19 protein-coding genes are annotated in these 16,686 nt (G+C 62.2%); 5 read left to right on the top strand and 14 right to left on the bottom strand.

Annotated features, from left to right (window positions below; genetic code table 11):
* The first annotated feature begins 109 nt into the window (after positions 1 to 109).
* Both DRF71_RS22670 and DRF71_RS22675 read left to right on the top strand, forming a co-directional pair.
* Positions 110 to 721, top strand: coding sequence for a membrane lipoprotein lipid attachment site-containing protein (locus DRF71_RS22670; protein WP_112312873.1), 612 nt, complete (start codon positions 110 to 112; stop codon positions 719 to 721).
* A 70-nt stretch (positions 722 to 791) separates the two neighbouring features.
* Entirely contained in the window at positions 792 to 1,283 is a 492-nt protein-coding gene (locus tag DRF71_RS22675; RefSeq protein WP_232831647.1) for a DUF411 domain-containing protein, read from the top strand.
* A gap of 39 nt (positions 1,284 to 1,322) precedes the next feature.
* Here DRF71_RS22675 and DRF71_RS22680 read toward each other — a convergent pair whose 3' ends face one another.
* The 10 genes from DRF71_RS22680 to DRF71_RS22730 all read right to left on the bottom strand — a co-directional run bounded on the left by DRF71_RS22680 (position 1,323) and on the right by DRF71_RS22730 (position 9,590).
* Complete coding sequence (locus DRF71_RS22680; RefSeq protein WP_126976248.1) at positions 1,323 to 1,763, bottom strand: hypothetical protein; 441 nt, start codon at positions 1,761 to 1,763, stop codon at positions 1,323 to 1,325.
* Between the two features lie 203 nt (positions 1,764 to 1,966).
* Positions 1,967 to 2,689 (bottom strand): DsbA family protein, encoded by a 723-nt coding sequence (locus DRF71_RS22685; protein WP_232831648.1) that lies wholly within the window; start codon positions 2,687 to 2,689, stop codon positions 1,967 to 1,969.
* Between the two features lie 112 nt (positions 2,690 to 2,801).
* Positions 2,802 to 3,278 (bottom strand): c-type cytochrome, encoded by a 477-nt coding sequence (locus DRF71_RS22690; protein WP_112312878.1) that lies wholly within the window; start codon positions 3,276 to 3,278, stop codon positions 2,802 to 2,804.
* The gene (gene mrdA, locus DRF71_RS22695; protein ID WP_112312879.1) at positions 3,275 to 5,230 is read right to left on the bottom strand and encodes a penicillin-binding protein 2; all 1,956 of its coding nucleotides are present in this window, start codon (positions 5,228 to 5,230) and stop codon (positions 3,275 to 3,277) included. The genes DRF71_RS22690 and mrdA overlap by 4 nt, the downstream gene beginning before the upstream one ends.
* The gene (locus tag DRF71_RS22700; RefSeq protein WP_232831649.1) at positions 5,217 to 5,960 is read right to left on the bottom strand and encodes a ferric reductase-like transmembrane domain-containing protein; all 744 of its coding nucleotides are present in this window, start codon (positions 5,958 to 5,960) and stop codon (positions 5,217 to 5,219) included. The genes mrdA and DRF71_RS22700 overlap by 14 nt, the downstream gene beginning before the upstream one ends.
* Positions 5,957 to 6,448 carry a hypothetical protein gene (locus DRF71_RS22705; RefSeq protein WP_112312881.1) on the bottom strand — a complete coding sequence of 164 codons (492 nt, stop codon included), beginning with the start codon at positions 6,446 to 6,448 and terminating at the stop codon, positions 5,957 to 5,959. The genes DRF71_RS22700 and DRF71_RS22705 overlap by 4 nt, the downstream gene beginning before the upstream one ends.
* On the bottom strand, positions 6,438 to 6,854 hold the full coding sequence (locus DRF71_RS22710; protein WP_112312883.1) for a hypothetical protein: 417 nt from the start codon (positions 6,852 to 6,854) through the stop codon (positions 6,438 to 6,440). Before DRF71_RS22710 ends, DRF71_RS22705 begins: the two co-directional genes overlap by 11 nt.
* A gap of 1 nt (position 6,855) precedes the next feature.
* Positions 6,856 to 7,839: a c-type cytochrome gene (locus DRF71_RS22715; RefSeq protein WP_232831650.1), complete on the bottom strand. Its 984-nt coding sequence runs from the start codon at positions 7,837 to 7,839 to the stop codon at positions 6,856 to 6,858.
* Between the two features lie 2 nt (positions 7,840 to 7,841).
* Positions 7,842 to 8,552 carry a cytochrome c gene (locus tag DRF71_RS22720; RefSeq protein WP_157971258.1) on the bottom strand — a complete coding sequence of 237 codons (711 nt, stop codon included), beginning with the start codon at positions 8,550 to 8,552 and terminating at the stop codon, positions 7,842 to 7,844.
* A gap of 477 nt (positions 8,553 to 9,029) precedes the next feature.
* A complete protein-coding gene (locus tag DRF71_RS22730) occupies positions 9,030 to 9,590 on the bottom strand; it encodes a L,D-transpeptidase (protein ID WP_112312982.1) in 561 nt (186 codons plus the stop codon).
* Positions 9,591 to 10,113: 523 nt separating this feature from the next.
* Between DRF71_RS22730 and DRF71_RS22735 the strand changes: the two genes are divergently transcribed.
* The 3 genes from DRF71_RS22735 to DRF71_RS22745 are packed head-to-tail and all read left to right on the top strand — an operon-like array spanning position 10,114 to position 12,033.
* The gene (locus tag DRF71_RS22735; protein WP_112312888.1) at positions 10,114 to 10,677 is read left to right on the top strand and encodes a L,D-transpeptidase; all 564 of its coding nucleotides are present in this window, start codon (positions 10,114 to 10,116) and stop codon (positions 10,675 to 10,677) included.
* Entirely contained in the window at positions 10,674 to 11,441 is a 768-nt protein-coding gene (locus DRF71_RS22740; protein ID WP_112312890.1) for a DsbA family protein, read from the top strand. Before DRF71_RS22735 ends, DRF71_RS22740 begins: the two co-directional genes overlap by 4 nt.
* 22 nt (positions 11,442 to 11,463) lie before the next feature.
* Complete coding sequence (locus DRF71_RS22745) at positions 11,464 to 12,033, top strand: cobalamin biosynthesis protein CobQ (protein WP_112312891.1); 570 nt, start codon at positions 11,464 to 11,466, stop codon at positions 12,031 to 12,033.
* A gap of 50 nt (positions 12,034 to 12,083) precedes the next feature.
* Here DRF71_RS22745 and DRF71_RS22750 read toward each other — a convergent pair whose 3' ends face one another.
* The 4 genes from DRF71_RS22750 to DRF71_RS22765 form a co-directional block, all read right to left on the bottom strand.
* Complete coding sequence (locus DRF71_RS22750) at positions 12,084 to 13,040, bottom strand: DMT family transporter (RefSeq protein ID WP_112312892.1); 957 nt, start codon at positions 13,038 to 13,040, stop codon at positions 12,084 to 12,086.
* A complete protein-coding gene (locus tag DRF71_RS22755; protein WP_112312983.1) occupies positions 12,964 to 14,445 on the bottom strand; it encodes a thymidine phosphorylase family protein in 1,482 nt (493 codons plus the stop codon). The genes DRF71_RS22750 and DRF71_RS22755 overlap by 77 nt, the downstream gene beginning before the upstream one ends.
* 38 nt (positions 14,446 to 14,483) lie before the next feature.
* On the bottom strand, positions 14,484 to 15,842 hold the full coding sequence (locus DRF71_RS22760; RefSeq protein WP_112312894.1) for an MBL fold metallo-hydrolase RNA specificity domain-containing protein: 1,359 nt from the start codon (positions 15,840 to 15,842) through the stop codon (positions 14,484 to 14,486).
* Positions 15,843 to 15,879: 37 nt separating this feature from the next.
* Positions 15,880 to 16,686 (bottom strand): ribose-phosphate diphosphokinase (locus tag DRF71_RS22765; RefSeq protein WP_112312984.1); only part of this gene is annotated, 807 nt, incomplete at its 5' end.

The raw sequence follows: 16,686 nt of genomic DNA on the forward strand, positions 1-16,686 counted from the left end.
CGACTGCAGCAGAATTGCCGCGTTTTCCCTCGTCTTGACTTGATAGCGCAGAGTTTACTGGCAACCGAACGCGGGTCGCGAAAACTTCAATGATCTGACGGTACACACCATGAAACGATTGGTCTTCGCCCTTTTCGCAACTCTGTTGCTGTCCGCCTGCGGCGCCGAACCGATCTGGGCGCCGGATGAAGCCGTGGCCGACGCGCGCTATGAACATGTCGGCCCGACCTCGGTCACGCTCTATACCGTCCTGTCGACCCGCAGCGGCGCCGGTGCGCACGCCGGGCTTTTGATCAATGGCTCAGAGCGTGTTCTCTTTGACCCGGCGGGAACCTGGCGACATCCGAAGCTTCCAGAGCGCAACGACGTCCATTTCGGGATCACGCCGAAGATGGTCGACTTCTACATCGACTACCATGCTCGCGAAACTTACGACGTTGTCGAGCAGACAATCATGGTTTCACCAGAAGTTGCGGACCTGATCATGGCGCGTGCCAAAGCGTACGGCGCGGTGCCCAAGGCGAACTGCACAATTGCAATATCGCGCGTACTGGAAGGCGTTCCCGGCTTCGAAAGCCTGCGAATGACCTGGTTCCCGAAACGGATGATGGAAGGTTTCGCAGATCTGCCGGGCGTTCAGACCCGTCGGATTACGGACGATGACGCAGATGAGAATCACGGCGTCCTTCTGGTGCAGGCCGGGGACGCGCGTCTTCGGTAGTTTCTTGGTGATCAGGCCTATTGGGAGCCATACTGCGCTCGCCACGCCCGGCCTTTGGCAGTATTTTGCGGTGACACATAAAATGGGGCTTTTGATGATCCTTGCGCGCCGTACTCTTCTTCTTGCCGGACCGGCCATCCTTGCCATGAGCACTGTGCCTTTGCTGGCCGAAGGGGACGAACGGATCCATGTGGTGAAGGACCCTGGCTGTCCGTGTTGTAACGCCTGGATCGGCCACCTACGCGAAAGCGGCTTCAACGTCAGCTTTGAAGAGCGCAGTGTCGAAGACCTCGCGACCTATAAGCGGGAGCGCGGTATCCCGGAGAACCTGTCGTCCTGCCACACGGCGACCATCGGCGACTACACCATCGAAGGGCACGTTCCAGCAGCGGATATCCGCAGGTTGATGGCCGAACGCCCCTTGGCAGTGGGACTTTCCGTTCCGGGCATGCCATTCGGCTCACCGGGAATGGGACCAGAGACAGAGCGTCAGGCTTATGATGTCGTTATGGTCGGTCTGGACGGAAGCAGTACGGTCTTCACCAGCTATCCGGCGGCGTGAGATCCCCACCCGGTGCGCGCCGCGCGAGAGACCATAGGCTCATCTTTGCAAGCCGACCTCGGATGCTTGCCAGGCTTCCAGAAGCACATCCCGCGGCCCCGCTCCGTCAAGCGGTCTGATCGCGACATCCAACCTGCGCGCCGCGTGGTAGGCTGAGGCGGCCAAAAGACCGGGCTCCTTGCCGTAGGCGAGCCGGTAGCGTGTGACGAAACCGTCCATGCGGTCATCACCATTCCAGCCCTCCGCAAGGAGTGCTTGCACCAGAACGGTGCTCGCACGGCTGTACTTGCTCGCCGCGTCGTCGGCGGCAGGCTTCGGTCCAAGGACGATGACGACATCAGCCGGCTCGTCTGGTGAGCCAGTCAACTTCTGGACAAGTCTGGTGGCTTCGGCCGGAAGCGGAAGAACATGCACGTCAACGCCGCCCAGATGCCCGTCGGAGGTTTCGTTTGGGTGCCCGTCCCGCTCGTCGGCAGCCAACACGAATCCTCGGACAGCCTCCGCAAGGTCTTGCTCAACATTCTCACTGACGACGAGAATTGCTGCAATGAACGAATGCGCTGCCGCAATTCCAGACAGAGCGATCCATAGTACCGCCGCGAGGGCCGGGACGGCCGGGATCGTCCTGCGAGCAGGGAAGGCGGTGCAACAGGAGCATTCCGAAGCGACTCGTTTCGAACCACTCATTCTGATGCCCGAACAGAAGCCACGATTTCGGAAAGCTGCGCCTTTTCAACAAAACCGGGGACCAGCTGATCGCCTACGACAAAGGATGGCGTCCCGTTGAAACCGAGCGCCTCGGCCAGACGCATCGAGGTTGCAATGTGCTCGTCGATCTCTGGCGCCTGCATGTCTGCCTTGAGTCTGTCCAAGTCCAAGCCGATTTCGCCGGCGACACGCAGCACCGTGTCGGCTTCTACCTTGCCGCGCATACCCATCAGAGCATTGTGGAGCTCAGCATATTTGCCCTGCTTCCGGGATGCGAGCGCGGCGCGTGCGGCAAAGGCAGATCCCTCGCTGAGGATTGGCCATTCGCGCATCACCAACCGGATGTTGCCGTCTTCGGCCAGAAGAGCGTCGACTTCCGGCATGGCGCGCTTGCAGTAGGGGCAGTTGTAGTCAAAGAACTCGACTACCGTGATATCGCCCTTCGGATTGCCTAGAACCGGTGCGTTAGGGTCACGTTCCAATGTGTCGCGTTCATTGGCCAATACTGCGGTTGCGGCGGCTGCCTGCGCTTCCGCCTGCCGCTCTTCGAGGGCCTGGAGCGCTTCGAGGATCAGTTCGGGGTTTTCGCGCAGGGCCTCGGCGACGAGAGCCTTGATGCGTTCATCCGAGACCTCCTGCGCGAAGGACGGCATAGCGACTTGGAAACAGAAGACACTGGCAAGCAGCAGGGATTTCATTCGCATCGGGCGGACCTTTCATTTCGTACATTTTTTGAGGGTTGATGCTTCCTCAAGTAACTCGAGAGGCAAGTCCAAACTTGGACCGACAGACTATCGTTCGGGTCAGGCATCATGGGGCGAGTGCCTCGACGGCGCTCCGCTCTGCTTGCGTGGCGCGGATGCCGTCGGGCCAAGTCGATTTGATGTAATCGAGAACAGCTTCGATATCCTCGTCCGTCAGACGGTCGCCGAAAGCCGGCATGCCGGAGGTGAAGGCAACGCCCATTTCGTCAAGGACGGCCTGCCCGCCGCGTTTGATGTAGTCGTGCAGCATGATGTCGCCGTGATGCCAGGTGTGGCCGCCCGCGTCATGCGGCGGGGCGGGATAGGTCCCGTCCTCATTGGCCGTTCGCCAGTCGGGATGTCCTTCCAGATCGGCGCCGTGGCACGACGCGCATTCCGCCTCATAGATGGCGCGACCTTGTTCGAGATCGGGGCTATTGTGGAAGAACGCGTCTGCTTGTGGCGCGGACAGCAGAAAGAATGCCGCGGGCGCAACAATCGCAGCGCCTCTGAACTTGCCAGCTCTTGGCTTGGTGGCCTTCATGTCCGGCTCACGGTGATCGGTGTCACCCCATCCGGCGGGAGAATCCGTTCGGACAGTTGAGCCAGATCCTCCCGAATTCGGGCCCGCTGAGCAGTAGGATAGGCATCTTCGGGCGGCAGGCCGCCGTGTTGGGCAAAGAGCATGATGTCGCGCGCGATCGGTGCCGCCGCCGTTGAGCCGCCGCCGCCATGCTCCACTACAACAGTCACGGCATATCGAGGCGCATCGAAGGGTGCGAAGGCCACGAACAGCCCATGGTCCCGCCTGTTCCATGGGAGTTCGTCCTGCGATCGGACACCGGCTGCGCGCTCGGCCGCTGTAATCGAAAACACCTGGCTCGTTCCGGTCTTCCCGGCCATTGCTTTGGTCACATCCGCGATCCGCGAGGCATAGGCCGTACCACGCTCGTGGTTCGACACCTCGAACATCCCTTGTCGCACGATCGCAAGCGCTTCTGCCGAAAGACCAAGTGAGGCAGGCGCAGGTTCACCCGGGCTGGCCCCACCGAGCGGGCGCACGAGACGTGGGAGGACTTCCGTTCCTGAGGCGAGGCGCGCGGTCATCGTGGCAAGCTGAATTGGCGAGGTCAACGTGAAGCCCTGGCCAATGGACGCGTTGATCGTGTCGCCAATCAACCAATCCTGACCGTAGCGCTCTTGCTTCCAGGCGCGTGAGGGATTGTTGCCGTGAACCATTCCCGACAGCGGAAGGTCGTATTTCTGGCCCAGTCCGAGACGGTCGTTCATCGCAAAGATGCCGTCGATCCCGATCCGTTGCGCGACTTCGTAGAAGTAGACGTCGCAAGACTGCCGCAACGCACCGACCATGTCGACCCGCCCATGGCCGCCGCTTTTCCAGCAATGGAATCTGCGACCAGAGATTTCCACGTATCCGTTGCAGGTTACGGTTTCTGCTGGGTCCATGACTCCGCTCTCCAGAGCCGCGAGCGCATTCGACATCTTGATCGTGGATCCCGGCGGATAGGCCCCTTGAACGGTCTTGTCGGCAAGCGGGCGAAACTCGCTGTCGCGCAGACCGCTGTAGTCCTTGCTCGAGATCCCCCGCACGAAGAGGTTCGGGTCAAATGCAGGCGCAGACGTGCAGCCAAGAAGATCACCGTTTGTCACATCCATTACGATTGCTGCCGCGCTTTGTCCTTCGAGGCGCACACGCATGAAGTTCTGCAAATGATGATCCAGTGTGATCTGCATGTCCGAGCCGGGGGTCGGCGGATCAAGTGCCAGCTCGCGCATGGTCCTGCCGCCGGCGTTGACCTCCACCCGCTGAGCTCCCGGCTCACCGCGCAACGCACGCTCGTGGATCCGCTCAAGCGCCGTCTTGCCGATCTGGTAGTCCGGCGAGCGCAAAAGCGGATCGGGTTCCCCGTCCTTGGCTGTGAGATCGCTGTCGCTGACGGGTCCCACATAGCCGACCTGATGGGCAAAGTCCGGCCCGAAGGGATAGACCCGGGACAGGACCATCTCCGGGTGGACACCCGGAAGAGCCGGGGTGTTCAAGGCGATGATTGACAACTCTTCCCAGGTGACCCTGTCCTTAACGGTCACCGGGACAAAGCCCCGAACGCGGTCAAGTTGCTCCCGAATCCGGTCGATATCCTCGCTCGTCAGACCAAGAAGCCGCTGCAGTTTCGCAAGGACGTCATCGACGTCCCGGGCCTCCTCCTTCACGAGCATGATCCGGTAGGTGTGTTCGTTGTCCGCGACGATCTTGCCCGCGCGGTCGAAGATGCGGCCCCGGTCGGGGCGCACCAGCCGCAAATTGATCCGGTTTTCCTCGGCCAGGAGGTAATATTCCTCAGCATCGCGTACACCGAGTTGCCACATCCGGAAACCAAGCACACCGACCACCGAGGTCATCACGCCGCCCAGCATCAGCGACCGACGCGTCGTTACCCGTGAGGCCCGGGCAATATCCCGTTCAGATCGGCGCATGCTTGGCCCTCTCGTACTGAGACTCCGGCATGCGTCTGCCGCCAATGGTTTTCAGGTAAGCGGCAAGTCGCAGTCCCAGGACCAAGACCACCAGTCCGACGAACCAATACTGCAGGGGGTTCGGCTCGGGCGTCGCCCGGTGAAAGCTGAGGAAGTGCATGAACAGGAAGTAGGCGACATGCGCTACAGACAGCCACCAAAGCGGCAGGACACCCATCTGCAGGAACTTCCAGCCGGAAACGCCAAGGCGGCGCATTGCGGCATCGCTTGATGTTGTTGCCAGGAGGATCGCGAGGAGCAAGGCGGCGATCCCGATTGCATTGGCCAGACCAAAGCCATGTTGAAACATGACATAGCTGAGGAGTTCGGGATGCCATTCGAAGCCGAAGAGCCGCATCAGGTCCCATTCGACCCAGCCGACAAGAATGATTCCAGCATGCGCAAGCGCCAGAAGGCAGCCGTAGATGCCCGACTCACGGCGGTAGGGCAGCACCAACACTGCGGGTCTGAGGAGCCGGGCCAGAGGCCCCAGGCCCATCGAAAGCGCAACCAGCACCAGCGAGGCGTCGGCAAGTGCCCGGTTCCAGCGGTGCATCGGACTCCACTCGCCATGGATAGCCGCAAAAATCAGAACGAGGCCAGCAGAGAGGAGGGCCATCAGCCCGTGCCGCAAAAGTACATTCCGGCTCAGCCGTCGGAACATTGGGTCATGGACCGTGACTGTCTTCATTTCACGTCACCCCGATCAAGACCCCGCAGTCCCTGCACCTCCCTGTTGCCAGTGCGGACAGCGCGAAACCGGCGCCACGTTGTCAACGCGGCGGTGCCCATGATGACGAGCCCGGCAGTCGCAAGCCACGGCCGGAGCGGATCAAACCAGGCAAGAAGCGCGGGTCCACCGAAGACCAGCATGAGCACCTTGTTGCAGGTTGGGCAGGCGATTCCGAGAAAGCTGGCAAGCCCACCCGTCCCGGAAGCGCGCAAGTTGCACTGAGGGACCCACATCGCCGCTGTCACACCTCCGAGGAAGGCCGTCAGAACGGTCGCGACGAACTCCCAAGGCCCGACTGGAGTCATCCGGACAAAAAGTGGGTTCGCCCATACGGCAGTGACCGTGCCGAGGACCACAAACAGGGTGGTGCCAACAGCCAGGCCGCGCAGGTTGCGGCGAAGGCTGTCATCATTCAGAAAAGTTGCCGGACTTGGGTTATCGCGCATCAAACTCGACCTCTGCAAACTCTTCACCAAAGCCCACACTGACGACCCAACGACCGGCCATGGGCAGCTTCACGTCGGCGCGCCAGACGCCTGCCTCGACCAGCTGAAGCGGCGGCGCTACGCCGTCCATGTGCATGTCAACCATCGCAAAGTTCACATCTGGCCGCATGCCGGCAGCTGCGCCGGCGTCGGTATCGGGCATGAACTGGATTTCAACTCGAACGTCGAGATTACCAAGCGCGTAGACCTGGACGTCCATCCGTCCGTCCGAAAGCGCCTCGGACACTTCGGCTGTCGCCGATGGATCAGCGGAGATCGTGTCGCGCGGATCGAGGGTCCAGACGGTGGTCCAGATGAAGACACCGACGAAGACGGCAACGCCCAAAGCCAGAATGACGGCAAGCACTCTAGTTCCCATTTCCCATATCCATCTGTGAATGATCCATCCCAGCCATCGGGGTCTCGACCGGCGTCGGTGCGGGCGCAGGAATGTCGCCCGTGCCTTCGGGGTCGAGGAGATAGGTGGCAATGGCCTCGCGGTCGGCAGCGCTCAGGAAAGACGTGCCCTCAGCGACGACCTCGGCCATGCTGCCGCCGAAAGCATCACCGTTAGGCAGAATCCCGGACTGAAGCGCGTAAGCCAGGTTCGCAACGCCCCAACCTTTTGCGAGGAGAACGTCACTCAGAATTGGCGGTGCTTTGCTGCCCCCTGGAAGGCTGTCGTTCCCGGAAAAGCGGGCGCCGTCATCAAGGCCCCCTGCCAGGGTTCGGCCCGTGTGACAGGCAGCGCAATGAGCAGCCCCTTCGACCAGCACCCGCCCGCGGTTCCACGGGGAAGACGTGCCCATGAGTGCGTCCGTCTTGGGCGTCTCAAGGTAAGCCGCGCGCCAGAGCTTCAGCCCCGATCTGAAACTGAAGGGAAAGCCGACGTCGTGGGGTGGGGCTGCATCGCCAACAGCCGGGACGGTGCGGAACGCCTCCCAGAGGTCGGCAATGTCCTGATCGGTAAAACCGGCGTAGAAAGAGTAGGTGAAGACGGGGTAGTAGGGGTCGCCGTCAGGCGACACCCCTTGGCGCACCGCCTTGGCGAAATCCTGGACGGTCCAGCGCCCGATCCCGGCCTCCGGATGCGGTGTAATGTTCGGAGGCACGAAGGTGCCGAAGGGTGTGTCAAGAGGCGCACCTCCCGCAAGCGCCAATCCTTTGGCGGCCGAGTTGGTATGACAGGACACGCAGCCACTTGCGCGCGCGAGATAGGCCCCACGTTCGGCATCGCCGGAAGGGAAGCTCGCGGGCTCGACCTCCCCGATCGGCCACAGTGCCAACACTCCGGCACCTATACCTGCCACGATGGCTGGGAAGACAAAGGAAAGCCGGATCAAACCTCGCATGGTCAGTTCCGGCCCGCACGAAACTGCGCATGACAGGAAGAGCATGTCGCGCTGATCCGGTTGAAGAGGTCGTCCGCCGCCAGTGTCGTCAGATCAAGCTCCAAAACTGTCGGGTCCGATGTCCCTCGTGTCACCGCGATCTTTTCCGGAGTCGTTCCGTATCCCATCAATTCCGCGACCGTGAAGCCCTGCGCCGGTTGCGGTGTTCCGGTCATGCCCATGGCCGAGTGATCCATGCCAGCCATCTCGCCATTTGGCGAACTCGCGGGCTCGAGGCCGTTCGGGGCAGCTTCAGCCAAGGCATCAGCATAGGCCTTCAGCTCTTCGGAGAGGGCCGCGAACTCCTGCCAATCGGACCAGATTTCCGGCTTGGCATAGGTGACGCCTTCAAGGCTGTTTTCAGGGAAAAGCGACAGCATCGTCCCTCCCGCATGACTTGCAATGACGCTGGCGCCTTCAGACACAATGAATGTGTCGTAGGGCACGGTGCCCTGCATCATCGGTGCCAATTCCGCGATGGTGTCGCGCATTGCCGTCATTCCGTTCATTCGGTCCAGGACGACGCCCGTCGCCCCCGTATGTGCCAGCGCCACTGCCGCGACGGCGGAAGCGGCAAGCGCGATCGCGCCCGTCCATTGAGATTTCATCTGCCTGACTGCCCTTGGTTTCTTGTTGTTGATCGTTGGCTGCGCCCTGCCGGTGAGGCGGGTCACAGCTTGGGACGAATTCTGGAGTCAGGCTGAGAAAGGGTCGAACCTGAGCCAGTCTTTCAAACCAGCTCGTCTGGTCATCGAACAATCGTTCGGCCCGACTGTCAGGTCAGGGTTCGCGGGGGAGGAAGTGTGATGGCCGGACCGCCAAAACGGCGTTGCGACTGCTCAGCGTCGGGCTGAAGCACAGCCGGAACGGCCGTGGGCTGTATCGAGGCCAGAGCATCGGGCAAAGCGAACGCGGTGCAAATGACGCCGGGGTAGCAGGCAGGCTTTGCCGAGGATTGCTGTTCGGGTGTATCGGCAGCCTCGACTGTGAGGTCGTGATGCTCGTTACCGGACGCTGCTTCTGCAGATTGTCCTAGCACCAAGCCCATGACCAGAGCGACAGTCAGAAGCCACATCGATACGAAACGCAACAACCTGCGTGCAAGCAGGTTCTGCGTTGGGGCCAGTGGGTATGCTGTCGCTCTCATCCGTTCAGATCAGCTTGACTTTCGTTCCGACCGGAGTGCGGTCGAACACTTCTTCGATGTGCTCATTGTAAAGCCCGATGCAGCCGTTCGACGAACGACGCCCGATCTTACGCGTGTCGTGAGTACCATGAATCCGGTAGTACTGCCACGATAGATACAGGGCGCGGGTGCCAAGCGGATTGGTTGGATCGCCTCCTGGCACGAAGGCTGGCCACTCCGGGTTGCGCTCCCGCATCGAGGGCGTCGGAGCCCAACTTGGGTTAACCCGCTTCTCGACGACCTCGGTGTATCCCCGCCGGGTCAATTCATCTGATAGCGGAACCGAAGTGGGATAGAGAAACATCTGACCGTCGCTCGTCCAGTGCTGGAGAACCTTGCCCGTGGTGTCAGAGATGATGACCCCGACCCCAAGCGAGTCGAAGTGGTCCTGCCACTCATGGATGCGGAACGCCGAGATGTTGTTCCGGACTGGTCCCTGATTGTCCTCGGTCGCAAAGGCTGCCCGGCCCGTCAGGAAAGGCGCGGCAAGGGCTCCGGCAACGAAAAGTCGTCGACTGAATCGCATGGTCTGCTCCTCTTTTTTGTTACCTGTGCCGGCTTCCAACGTGGGAAGGTCAAATCGCTTTGCATCGCACAGGGGTCACAAAGAGGTGAAGCCGTGGCGCTTTCGCCGATTTTGTTGGGAAATTCTCTGCTCACTTCGATGTGAACACCTCTCCCATACACCAAGAGCGCTATTCTGCGCCCATGCGTAAGTTTGCGAACACCCTGTGCGGTTTGTGCTTGCTCGTCGCCCTTCTCTGGGCGGCGCTTCCTGATCACGCATCCCACGGCGCTCATGCAGATCATGCTCAAACCGCAGCTGTGGACCAGGACGCCCTTTGCAGCGACGGATCAGGCCATGCCTCCTGCCAGCTTGTCGCAACTGCCTCCTTGTCATTTTTCGAGGTGGCACCGTATGCCAAGTCTGCGCGGTTCGTGATTACGCCGGTCTCTGCCTCAAGCCGCGCCTTTGCCCCCGGTCGCCCACCTCCGCGAACCTTCCTCTGAGTGAACCCTCGTCCTTCACGTTCCTCTCAGGAGTTCGCATGATTTTCCGTCGATCCTTTCTTTCCGGCGCAGCCGCTGCAGCCCTCTCGATGCCAACTGTCCTTCGTGCTCATACCGAAGAACCCTTCGTATTGGCCGACGAATTTCAACCTCGCGAGGTCCGAGTCCGAGAGCAACATGCCCCCGGTCAGATCCTCGTCTTCCCGCGAAGTTTCTTTCTGTACTATGTTTTCGATTCCGAGCGGGCCGTCCGGTACGGTGTCGGCGTCGGCAAGGCCGGTCTGGCATTCAAGGGATCGGCAATCATTGAACGCAAGGCCGAATGGCCGTCATGGCGCCCGACAAACGACATGATCCGCCGGAATCCCGATCGCTATGCCCAGTTTGCCGAGGGGGTGCCGGGCGGACCTGGCAACCCACTGGGCGCCCGAGCCCTCTACCTTTACCGCGACGGGCGCGACACCTACTACCGGATTCACGGCACGACAGAGCCGTGGTCGATTGGACGGTCCGTGTCGAACGGTTGCATCAGGATGCTGAACGACCATGTGATCCAACTCTATGAGCAGGTCCCAGTCGGAACGCCGGTTACTGTCCTGTGACGATCCGCCGTCGTGATGTCTTCGTGTTGGGGGGCATCGTAGCCTTGATGTATGGACTACGGGCCCTGCCCTGGGACCGGCTTGGCGGAAGCGGGCTGTCCTATGTCGACATCGAGGGTGTGCCGCCATTTCGTCGGCTGGAACTGGCCGGACAGACCTCCACGGCAAACATTGCCCTTGTCGGTCTCGATGGGCCACTTCCTGATGCGGGAGCACGCAGGGCGCGCATGGAGACTCTGCGCACCGACCCATGTCCGGCCCTGTTTGGAAAAAGCGCCTTCGACCCTGTCGTTCCGATCGCCTACTTCAGCGAGTTTCGTTGCCCCTTCTGCCGTGCACTCGAGCGGGATCTTCAGACCCTGCTGGCCAAAGACCCGGCCGCGTACCGGCTCGTGCAGCACGAACTTCCAATCTTCGGGCCGCCGTCCGAACTGGCCGCCCGGGCATCCGTTGCCGCCGCACGCCAGGGCAAGCAGCAGGAGCTTCGCCGCTGCTTCATGCGGACACCGATGGTTGCCGAAGAGGCCTCGGTGCGGCGTGTTGCGGAGACCCTTGATCTGGATGTCGAGCGGCTCTTGATCGACATGTCCTCCGTCGGGGTTCAGGCCGAACTCGACCAGACACGCGCACTTGCCGACCTATTCGGGTTCATTGGCACCCCAGGTCTGGTGATCGGACGGACCGAGCTGAGCGGTGCGGTTCCCCTCTCCCTCCTCCGACAGATTGCGGAAGAGGAGAAGGCCGAACCAATTCCGGCCTGTTGATGCGATGAACACACCTACGCATATGCTGATCGGCGCTGCTGTCTTTGCGCGTCCGGTCGTGCCGGCCACTCTGGTAGCGGCCATGCTGGGCGGTCTCGCTCCTGATGTTCCGATGTTTGCGCTGGTGCTTTCTTCGACACGTCTGGCCGGAATTCCGCAGCATGAAGTCTTCGGAACCCTCTTCTACTCGGACTCATGGCAGGCCGTCTTTGCCGTCGATCACAGCTTTTTCGTCTGGGGGCTGCTACTTGCCTTTGGACACTGGCGACGTCACCTCATTCTCACCGCCTTTGTGGGAGCCGGCTTTTTGCATGCGGCCATCGACTTCGTCACCCATCATGACGATGCCCGCCGCCAGCTCTGGCCCGTGTCGGACTGGGTCTTCCGCAGTCCGGTCAGCTACTGGGACCCGAACTATTACGGCGGCATCATCGGGGTATTCGAGGTCGGATTGGCCGGGGCGCTGACTGTCCTGTTGTGTTTGCGTCTCAGACAGTGGAGAGAACGTCTGCTGGTCCTCGGCGTCTCAGCTCCTCTGTTGATTTCGATCCTGCTGACGGGAGATCTGCACGGTTTGCATGGGATGGGCTAAACGGGACTGGCTCACCTCGGAAACATTTTGGCCCGTTCCCGCCTGCCCCGTCATTCGCGCAGGACGGCAAGTGCGATCCCGCTGATCGTCAAAACCATTCCCGCCACAGCAAGCAGAGTAAGACTCTCGCCCAGAAAGCCAACACTGATCGCGACCCCCAAAAGCGGGGCAACGAAGTTGAAGACGTTCGCGGTGTTTAGCGGACAGTCCTTGAGAACCGAGATCCATAACGTGAAAGTTACGGCCGTGCCACCGATGCCCAAGACGATTACCAACGCAAGAAAGCGGGGTTCCAGCACGGCTGAAGTGAGCGGTTCGGATACGAAAGCAAAGATTGCGAGAGGCCCCGCGCCAAGCAGAAGCTGAACCGCCGCCGCTGCGATCGGGTCCACATCCGAGGCAAATCGCTTCGTCAGGGCGTTGCCGATAGCGCTTCCCACCGTCGCCGCGACCACCAGCGCAACTCCCGCGACCGCCGTGGTCCCTCCGGCTGAGATGTCCTGAAGCGTCATCGCGGCAAGTCCAACAAGCGCCACGGACATTCCGATAGCCTGCCATTTTCCAAAGGGCTGGCCGAAAACCACCAACGCCAACAGGGCCGCAACGATAGGCTGCGTGCCCGCTACCACGGCCGCAATGCCGGGCGCGATGAGGCCGGCTGCGCCAAACATGCTCGCGAAGCCTATGGTCGTCGAGAAAATGCCCGACGCTCCCAATTGCAGCCACAACACTCTCGTTTGTGGAAACGGACGGCGCATCGCAAATGCCAACATCAGTAGCGCCAGTCCGGCTACGCCTGCACGGAGTGTAGCAAACTGGAGCGGAGGTGCGAGATTCAGGCCAACCGACAGAAGCGGATAGCAAAGCGCGGTCAACGTGGCGACCGCAAGCAGGCTGGCGAGCGTTCCGCGAGTTAACCGTCCGGACATGTCACCCGGCAATCGTGATGGCCGGTGCAGCGGTTGCGTATTCGAGTGCATAGGCAATTTCCCCAGCGCTCTCTGCATGCAGACGGAAGAGCGGCTGTCCCTTCACGACAGTTTCGCCAACCCGGACGGCAAGGGTAAGCCCTGCGGCCAGATTGCCCGGCGCCCCAGCCAGCTTAGCCAGCCGCGCCAGTCGCCGATTGTCGATTGCGGCAATCGTTCCGGAAGACGGTGACACTGCTTCATGGCTCTGCACCGCTTCGGGCGGCTCACGCAGGCCGCCCTGTGCCTCGCAGATAGCGGCGAATTTCGTCCAGGCGCGTCCGTCAGCAAGCACAGCCCGCGCAAGGCGGGAACCCGTACCGGGCGCAGCTGCCCCGCCGGTCTCCAGCAACGCCGTCGCCAAGGCAAGGGCACGTTCGGCAAGGTCCCGTGGTGCCCCGGCTTCGCGTCTCAAGACGGCCATGACATCACGCGCCTCGGGTGCCGGACCGATGCCCCGCCCGACCGGCTGGCTGCCATCGGTGAGCAGGCAGGCAACCTCGAGTCCCTGCGTCGTTCCCACCAGCGACAGCCGTGCGGCAAGCGCGCGTGCAGACTCGACGGTCCTTATCTTGGCCGTGGGGCCGACGGGAATGTCGATGACGACATGGGTCGATCCGGCGGCAACTTTCTTTGACAGGACCGACGCGATCAGCTGGCTCTCGGCATCGATGTCGATCTCGCGTTCGATCCGCACGAAGGCATCATCTGTCGGGCTCAGTCGGACCGCACCACCCCAGACGACGCAGCCTCCCTCCGCCTCGACAACGCGGCGAATAGCAGGCAGGTCCAGATTGACAGGGGCCAGCGTTTCCATCATGTCCGCCGTCCCCGCAGGCGAGGTAATGGCCCGCGAAGACGTCTTCGGGATCACCAGGCCACATGCCGCCACGATAGCGACAACGATTGGCGTCGTCCGATTGCCGGGAAGGCCACCGACGCAGTGCTTGTCCATGACACGAGGCGCGTTCCAGCTTAACTTTTCTCCGACTTCGACCATGGCTCGCGTCAGAGCGATGGTCTCGGAATCGTCAAGCGGCAGCGCGGCACCGGCGGACAGGAAGGCTGCGATCTGAATATCGCTGAGACGACCGCCCTGGACATCCCGCAGGATGGCAGCAAAGTCCGTCTCCTCAAGGTGACCACCATATAGCTTGCGGCGCACCAGGGACATCGAGTCCGCCGCCGGTGCAGGCCGAACGATTGCCTCGTCCCCCTCTGCTGCACCGAGGCGCGCCCATGCATCTTCTGAGAGCGCAATTTCGTGCAGGTTCAGCACCGTTCCGTCCACGGGCAGAAGCCGGGCGGTGATCCGGCGCCCGCCAGAGTCGATTTCGACGCGCGCACGGGCATGCAGCCCCTCGGACCGGCACACCTGACAATCGGATCGCATCATGGCAATCGCTTCACCCTGACTGTGCAGGCCGATCCGCAAAAGCCGCATCAGCGGCAGCGCGGCGCGGGCGTCGGCGATCGCTTCGCTCACAGTGCGAACTCCTGATCCTGTCGTGCGGCGTCCGCATGCCAGCCAAGGTCGCGCTTGATCTTCACTCGCAGCGCCTCGGCGGCCTCCGGCTCGCCGTGGACGATCGTCACGTGTTTCGGTGCAGCCCGAAACCCGCCCAGCCATCGAAGCAGTTCGCCCGCATCGGCATGGGCGGAAAGCATTGGCAGGTTCGCCACTTCGGCCCGCACGGGCACCCATTCGCCGAACATCTTCACTTCGGACGCGCCATCGACCATCGACCGCCCGCGCGTCCCCGCCGCCTGAAAGCCGGAAAAGAGGATGAGGTTGCGCCGGTCGGGCGCAAAGGCGCGGATGTGGTGCAGGACGCGTCCCCCGGTGGCCATGCCGCTGGCTGAAATCACGATCTTCGGGTAGGGGTTGGTGGTAATTGCCTTCGATTTCTCCACATCGCGGACATAGGTTGCAATCGCGCAAGCGTCGCGGCAGGTATCCACCGACATGCGGTGGTCATTCGGGTAGGTGCAAAGCAGCTCGCTCGCATTGATCGCCATCGGACTGTCGAGGTAGACCGGCAGATCCCGGAACCGACCGCCCTGCTTCAGCTTCCAGATGTAGTAGAGCAGGCTTTGCGCCCTTCCAACGGCGAAGGCCGGAATGACCACGGTGCCACCCCGTGCCGCAGTGCGCGAGATCAGCGCCGCCAGCGCCTCGGCCGGGTCGGTCTGGTCGTGGCTGCGGTTGCCGTAGGTCGATTCGATGACGATGTGATCCGCTTCTTCCACCGGCTCGGGGTCGACCATGACTTCATCGCCGTAGCGCCCGAGATCGCCCGAGAACACCACCTTGCGCCCGCCCCAGTCGATGCTGGCGGTCGCGGCACCCAGAATGTGCCCCGCGCGCCGATAGGTCAGCGCCGCATCCCCGAGGACGGTCGTCGTCGCGTGGAAATCGACCTCGACAAAGGCCTCCAGCGCGCGTTCGGCGTCCTTGACGCCATACAGGGGCCGCGCCGGCTTGTGCTTGGTATAGCCCTTGCGATTGGCGTATTCCGCATCCTTTTCCTGCAGATAGCCGCTGTCGCGCAGGATCAGTTCGGCCACAGCCCGCGTTGCGGGAGTGGCGTAGATCGGGCCGCGGAACCCGTCGGCCACCAGTTTCGGCAGATACCCGGAATGGTCCAGGTGCGCATGGGTCAGCACGACCGCGCCGATCGACCGGGGTTCTACCGGAAACGGCGCCCAGTTCAGGTCGCGCAGGTTCTTCAGACCTTGAAACATGCCGCAATCCACCAGAATACGCTGGTTGCCGCGGGTCAGCAGATGGCGCGAGCCGGTAACGGTTCCCGCCGCGCCGTGCGTCGTAAGGGTCAGCATGAAAGACCTCCGTCAAGGGCCGAAGCCGGTATGTGATTCATCGTGCGGCCAGCCCCGCCAATGCGTGCGCCACCAGCGGGGCAAGCGGGATCGCATTCGAGGGATGCGGCACGCTATCGCAGGACACCACACGCGCCGAGACCGCCTGAAGCCGCGCGAAGGCGTCCCCGGCGAAAAGCGCATGGACCACGGCACAGACCGGCCGCGCCATGCCCCGCGCGGCAAGAAGGTCAGCCGCCGCGATCAAGGTGCGTCCGGACGAGGCGATATCGTCGATCAGAACCGGGGTGCATAGCGCATGTCCAGTCAGGTCCGGCAGGTCGACCGATACGTCATAGTCGCCGCGCCGGGTCTTTTCCATCACCCTCCAGGGCGCGCTGATCCGCTCGGCGATGGCTTGCACCCATTGCGCACTTTCGGAATCCGGCCCGATCAGTAGCGGTCGTTCCACATTGGCCACGATCCAGTCGGCCAGCGCCGGGGCCGCCTGCACCGCTGCGGCCGGAATGTCGTAGAGGTCAGACAGCGCAGTGCGGCGGTGCAAATGCGGATCCACCGTCACAAGCCCATCGAACAGTGACGAGACGAGCCGTGCGAACGTGTCGGACGTCACCGCTTCGCCAGGTTTGAACGCCTTGTCCTGCCGCATGTAGGCAAGATAGGGCGCAACCAAACGGACACGCGCTGCCCCCTGCGCGCGGGCCGCATCGGCGGCAAAGGCAAGGCGGAGGAAATCCGGGTTCGGTCCGGCCAGCGTGGCAACCACATCGACGGCACGACCCTTCACGGGCGCCAACAGCCGCAGATAGGTCTCGCCGTCTGGAAAGCGGCGGGTTTCAATCCC

Source organism: Pseudogemmobacter bohemicus, assembly GCF_003290025.1.
In the GTDB taxonomy this organism is placed as follows: Bacteria; Pseudomonadota; Alphaproteobacteria; order Rhodobacterales; family Rhodobacteraceae; genus Pseudogemmobacter; species Pseudogemmobacter bohemicus.

Excerpts from the sequence above, each read along its gene's own strand:
- DRF71_RS22730 (WP_112312982.1), bottom strand. The coding sequence starts at position 9,590 with ATGCGATTCAGTCGACGACTTTTCGTTGCCGGAGCCCTTGCCGCGCCT.
- DRF71_RS22755 (WP_112312983.1), bottom strand. The coding sequence starts at position 14,445 with ATGCGGCTTTTGCGGATCGGCCTGCACAGTCAGGGTGAAGCGATTGCC.
- DRF71_RS22670 (WP_112312873.1), top strand. The coding sequence starts at position 110 with ATGAAACGATTGGTCTTCGCCCTTTTCGCAACTCTGTTGCTGTCCGCC.
- mrdA (WP_112312879.1), bottom strand. The coding sequence starts at position 5,230 with ATGCGCCGATCTGAACGGGATATTGCCCGGGCCTCACGGGTAACGACG.
- DRF71_RS22705 (WP_112312881.1), bottom strand. The coding sequence starts at position 6,448 with ATGCGCGATAACCCAAGTCCGGCAACTTTTCTGAATGATGACAGCCTT.
- DRF71_RS22685 (WP_232831648.1), bottom strand. The coding sequence starts at position 2,689 with ATGAAATCCCTGCTGCTTGCCAGTGTCTTCTGTTTCCAAGTCGCTATG.
- DRF71_RS22735 (WP_112312888.1), top strand. The coding sequence starts at position 10,114 with ATGATTTTCCGTCGATCCTTTCTTTCCGGCGCAGCCGCTGCAGCCCTC.
- DRF71_RS22750 (WP_112312892.1), bottom strand. The coding sequence starts at position 13,040 with ATGCAGAGAGCGCTGGGGAAATTGCCTATGCACTCGAATACGCAACCG.
- DRF71_RS22745 (WP_112312891.1), top strand. The coding sequence starts at position 11,464 with ATGCTGATCGGCGCTGCTGTCTTTGCGCGTCCGGTCGTGCCGGCCACT.
- DRF71_RS22700 (WP_232831649.1), bottom strand. The coding sequence starts at position 5,960 with ATGAAGACAGTCACGGTCCATGACCCAATGTTCCGACGGCTGAGCCGG.
- DRF71_RS22690 (WP_112312878.1), bottom strand. The coding sequence starts at position 3,278 with ATGAAGGCCACCAAGCCAAGAGCTGGCAAGTTCAGAGGCGCTGCGATT.
- DRF71_RS22760 (WP_112312894.1), bottom strand. The coding sequence starts at position 15,842 with ATGCTGACCCTTACGACGCACGGCGCGGCGGGAACCGTTACCGGCTCG.
- DRF71_RS22715 (WP_232831650.1), bottom strand. The coding sequence starts at position 7,839 with ATGCGAGGTTTGATCCGGCTTTCCTTTGTCTTCCCAGCCATCGTGGCA.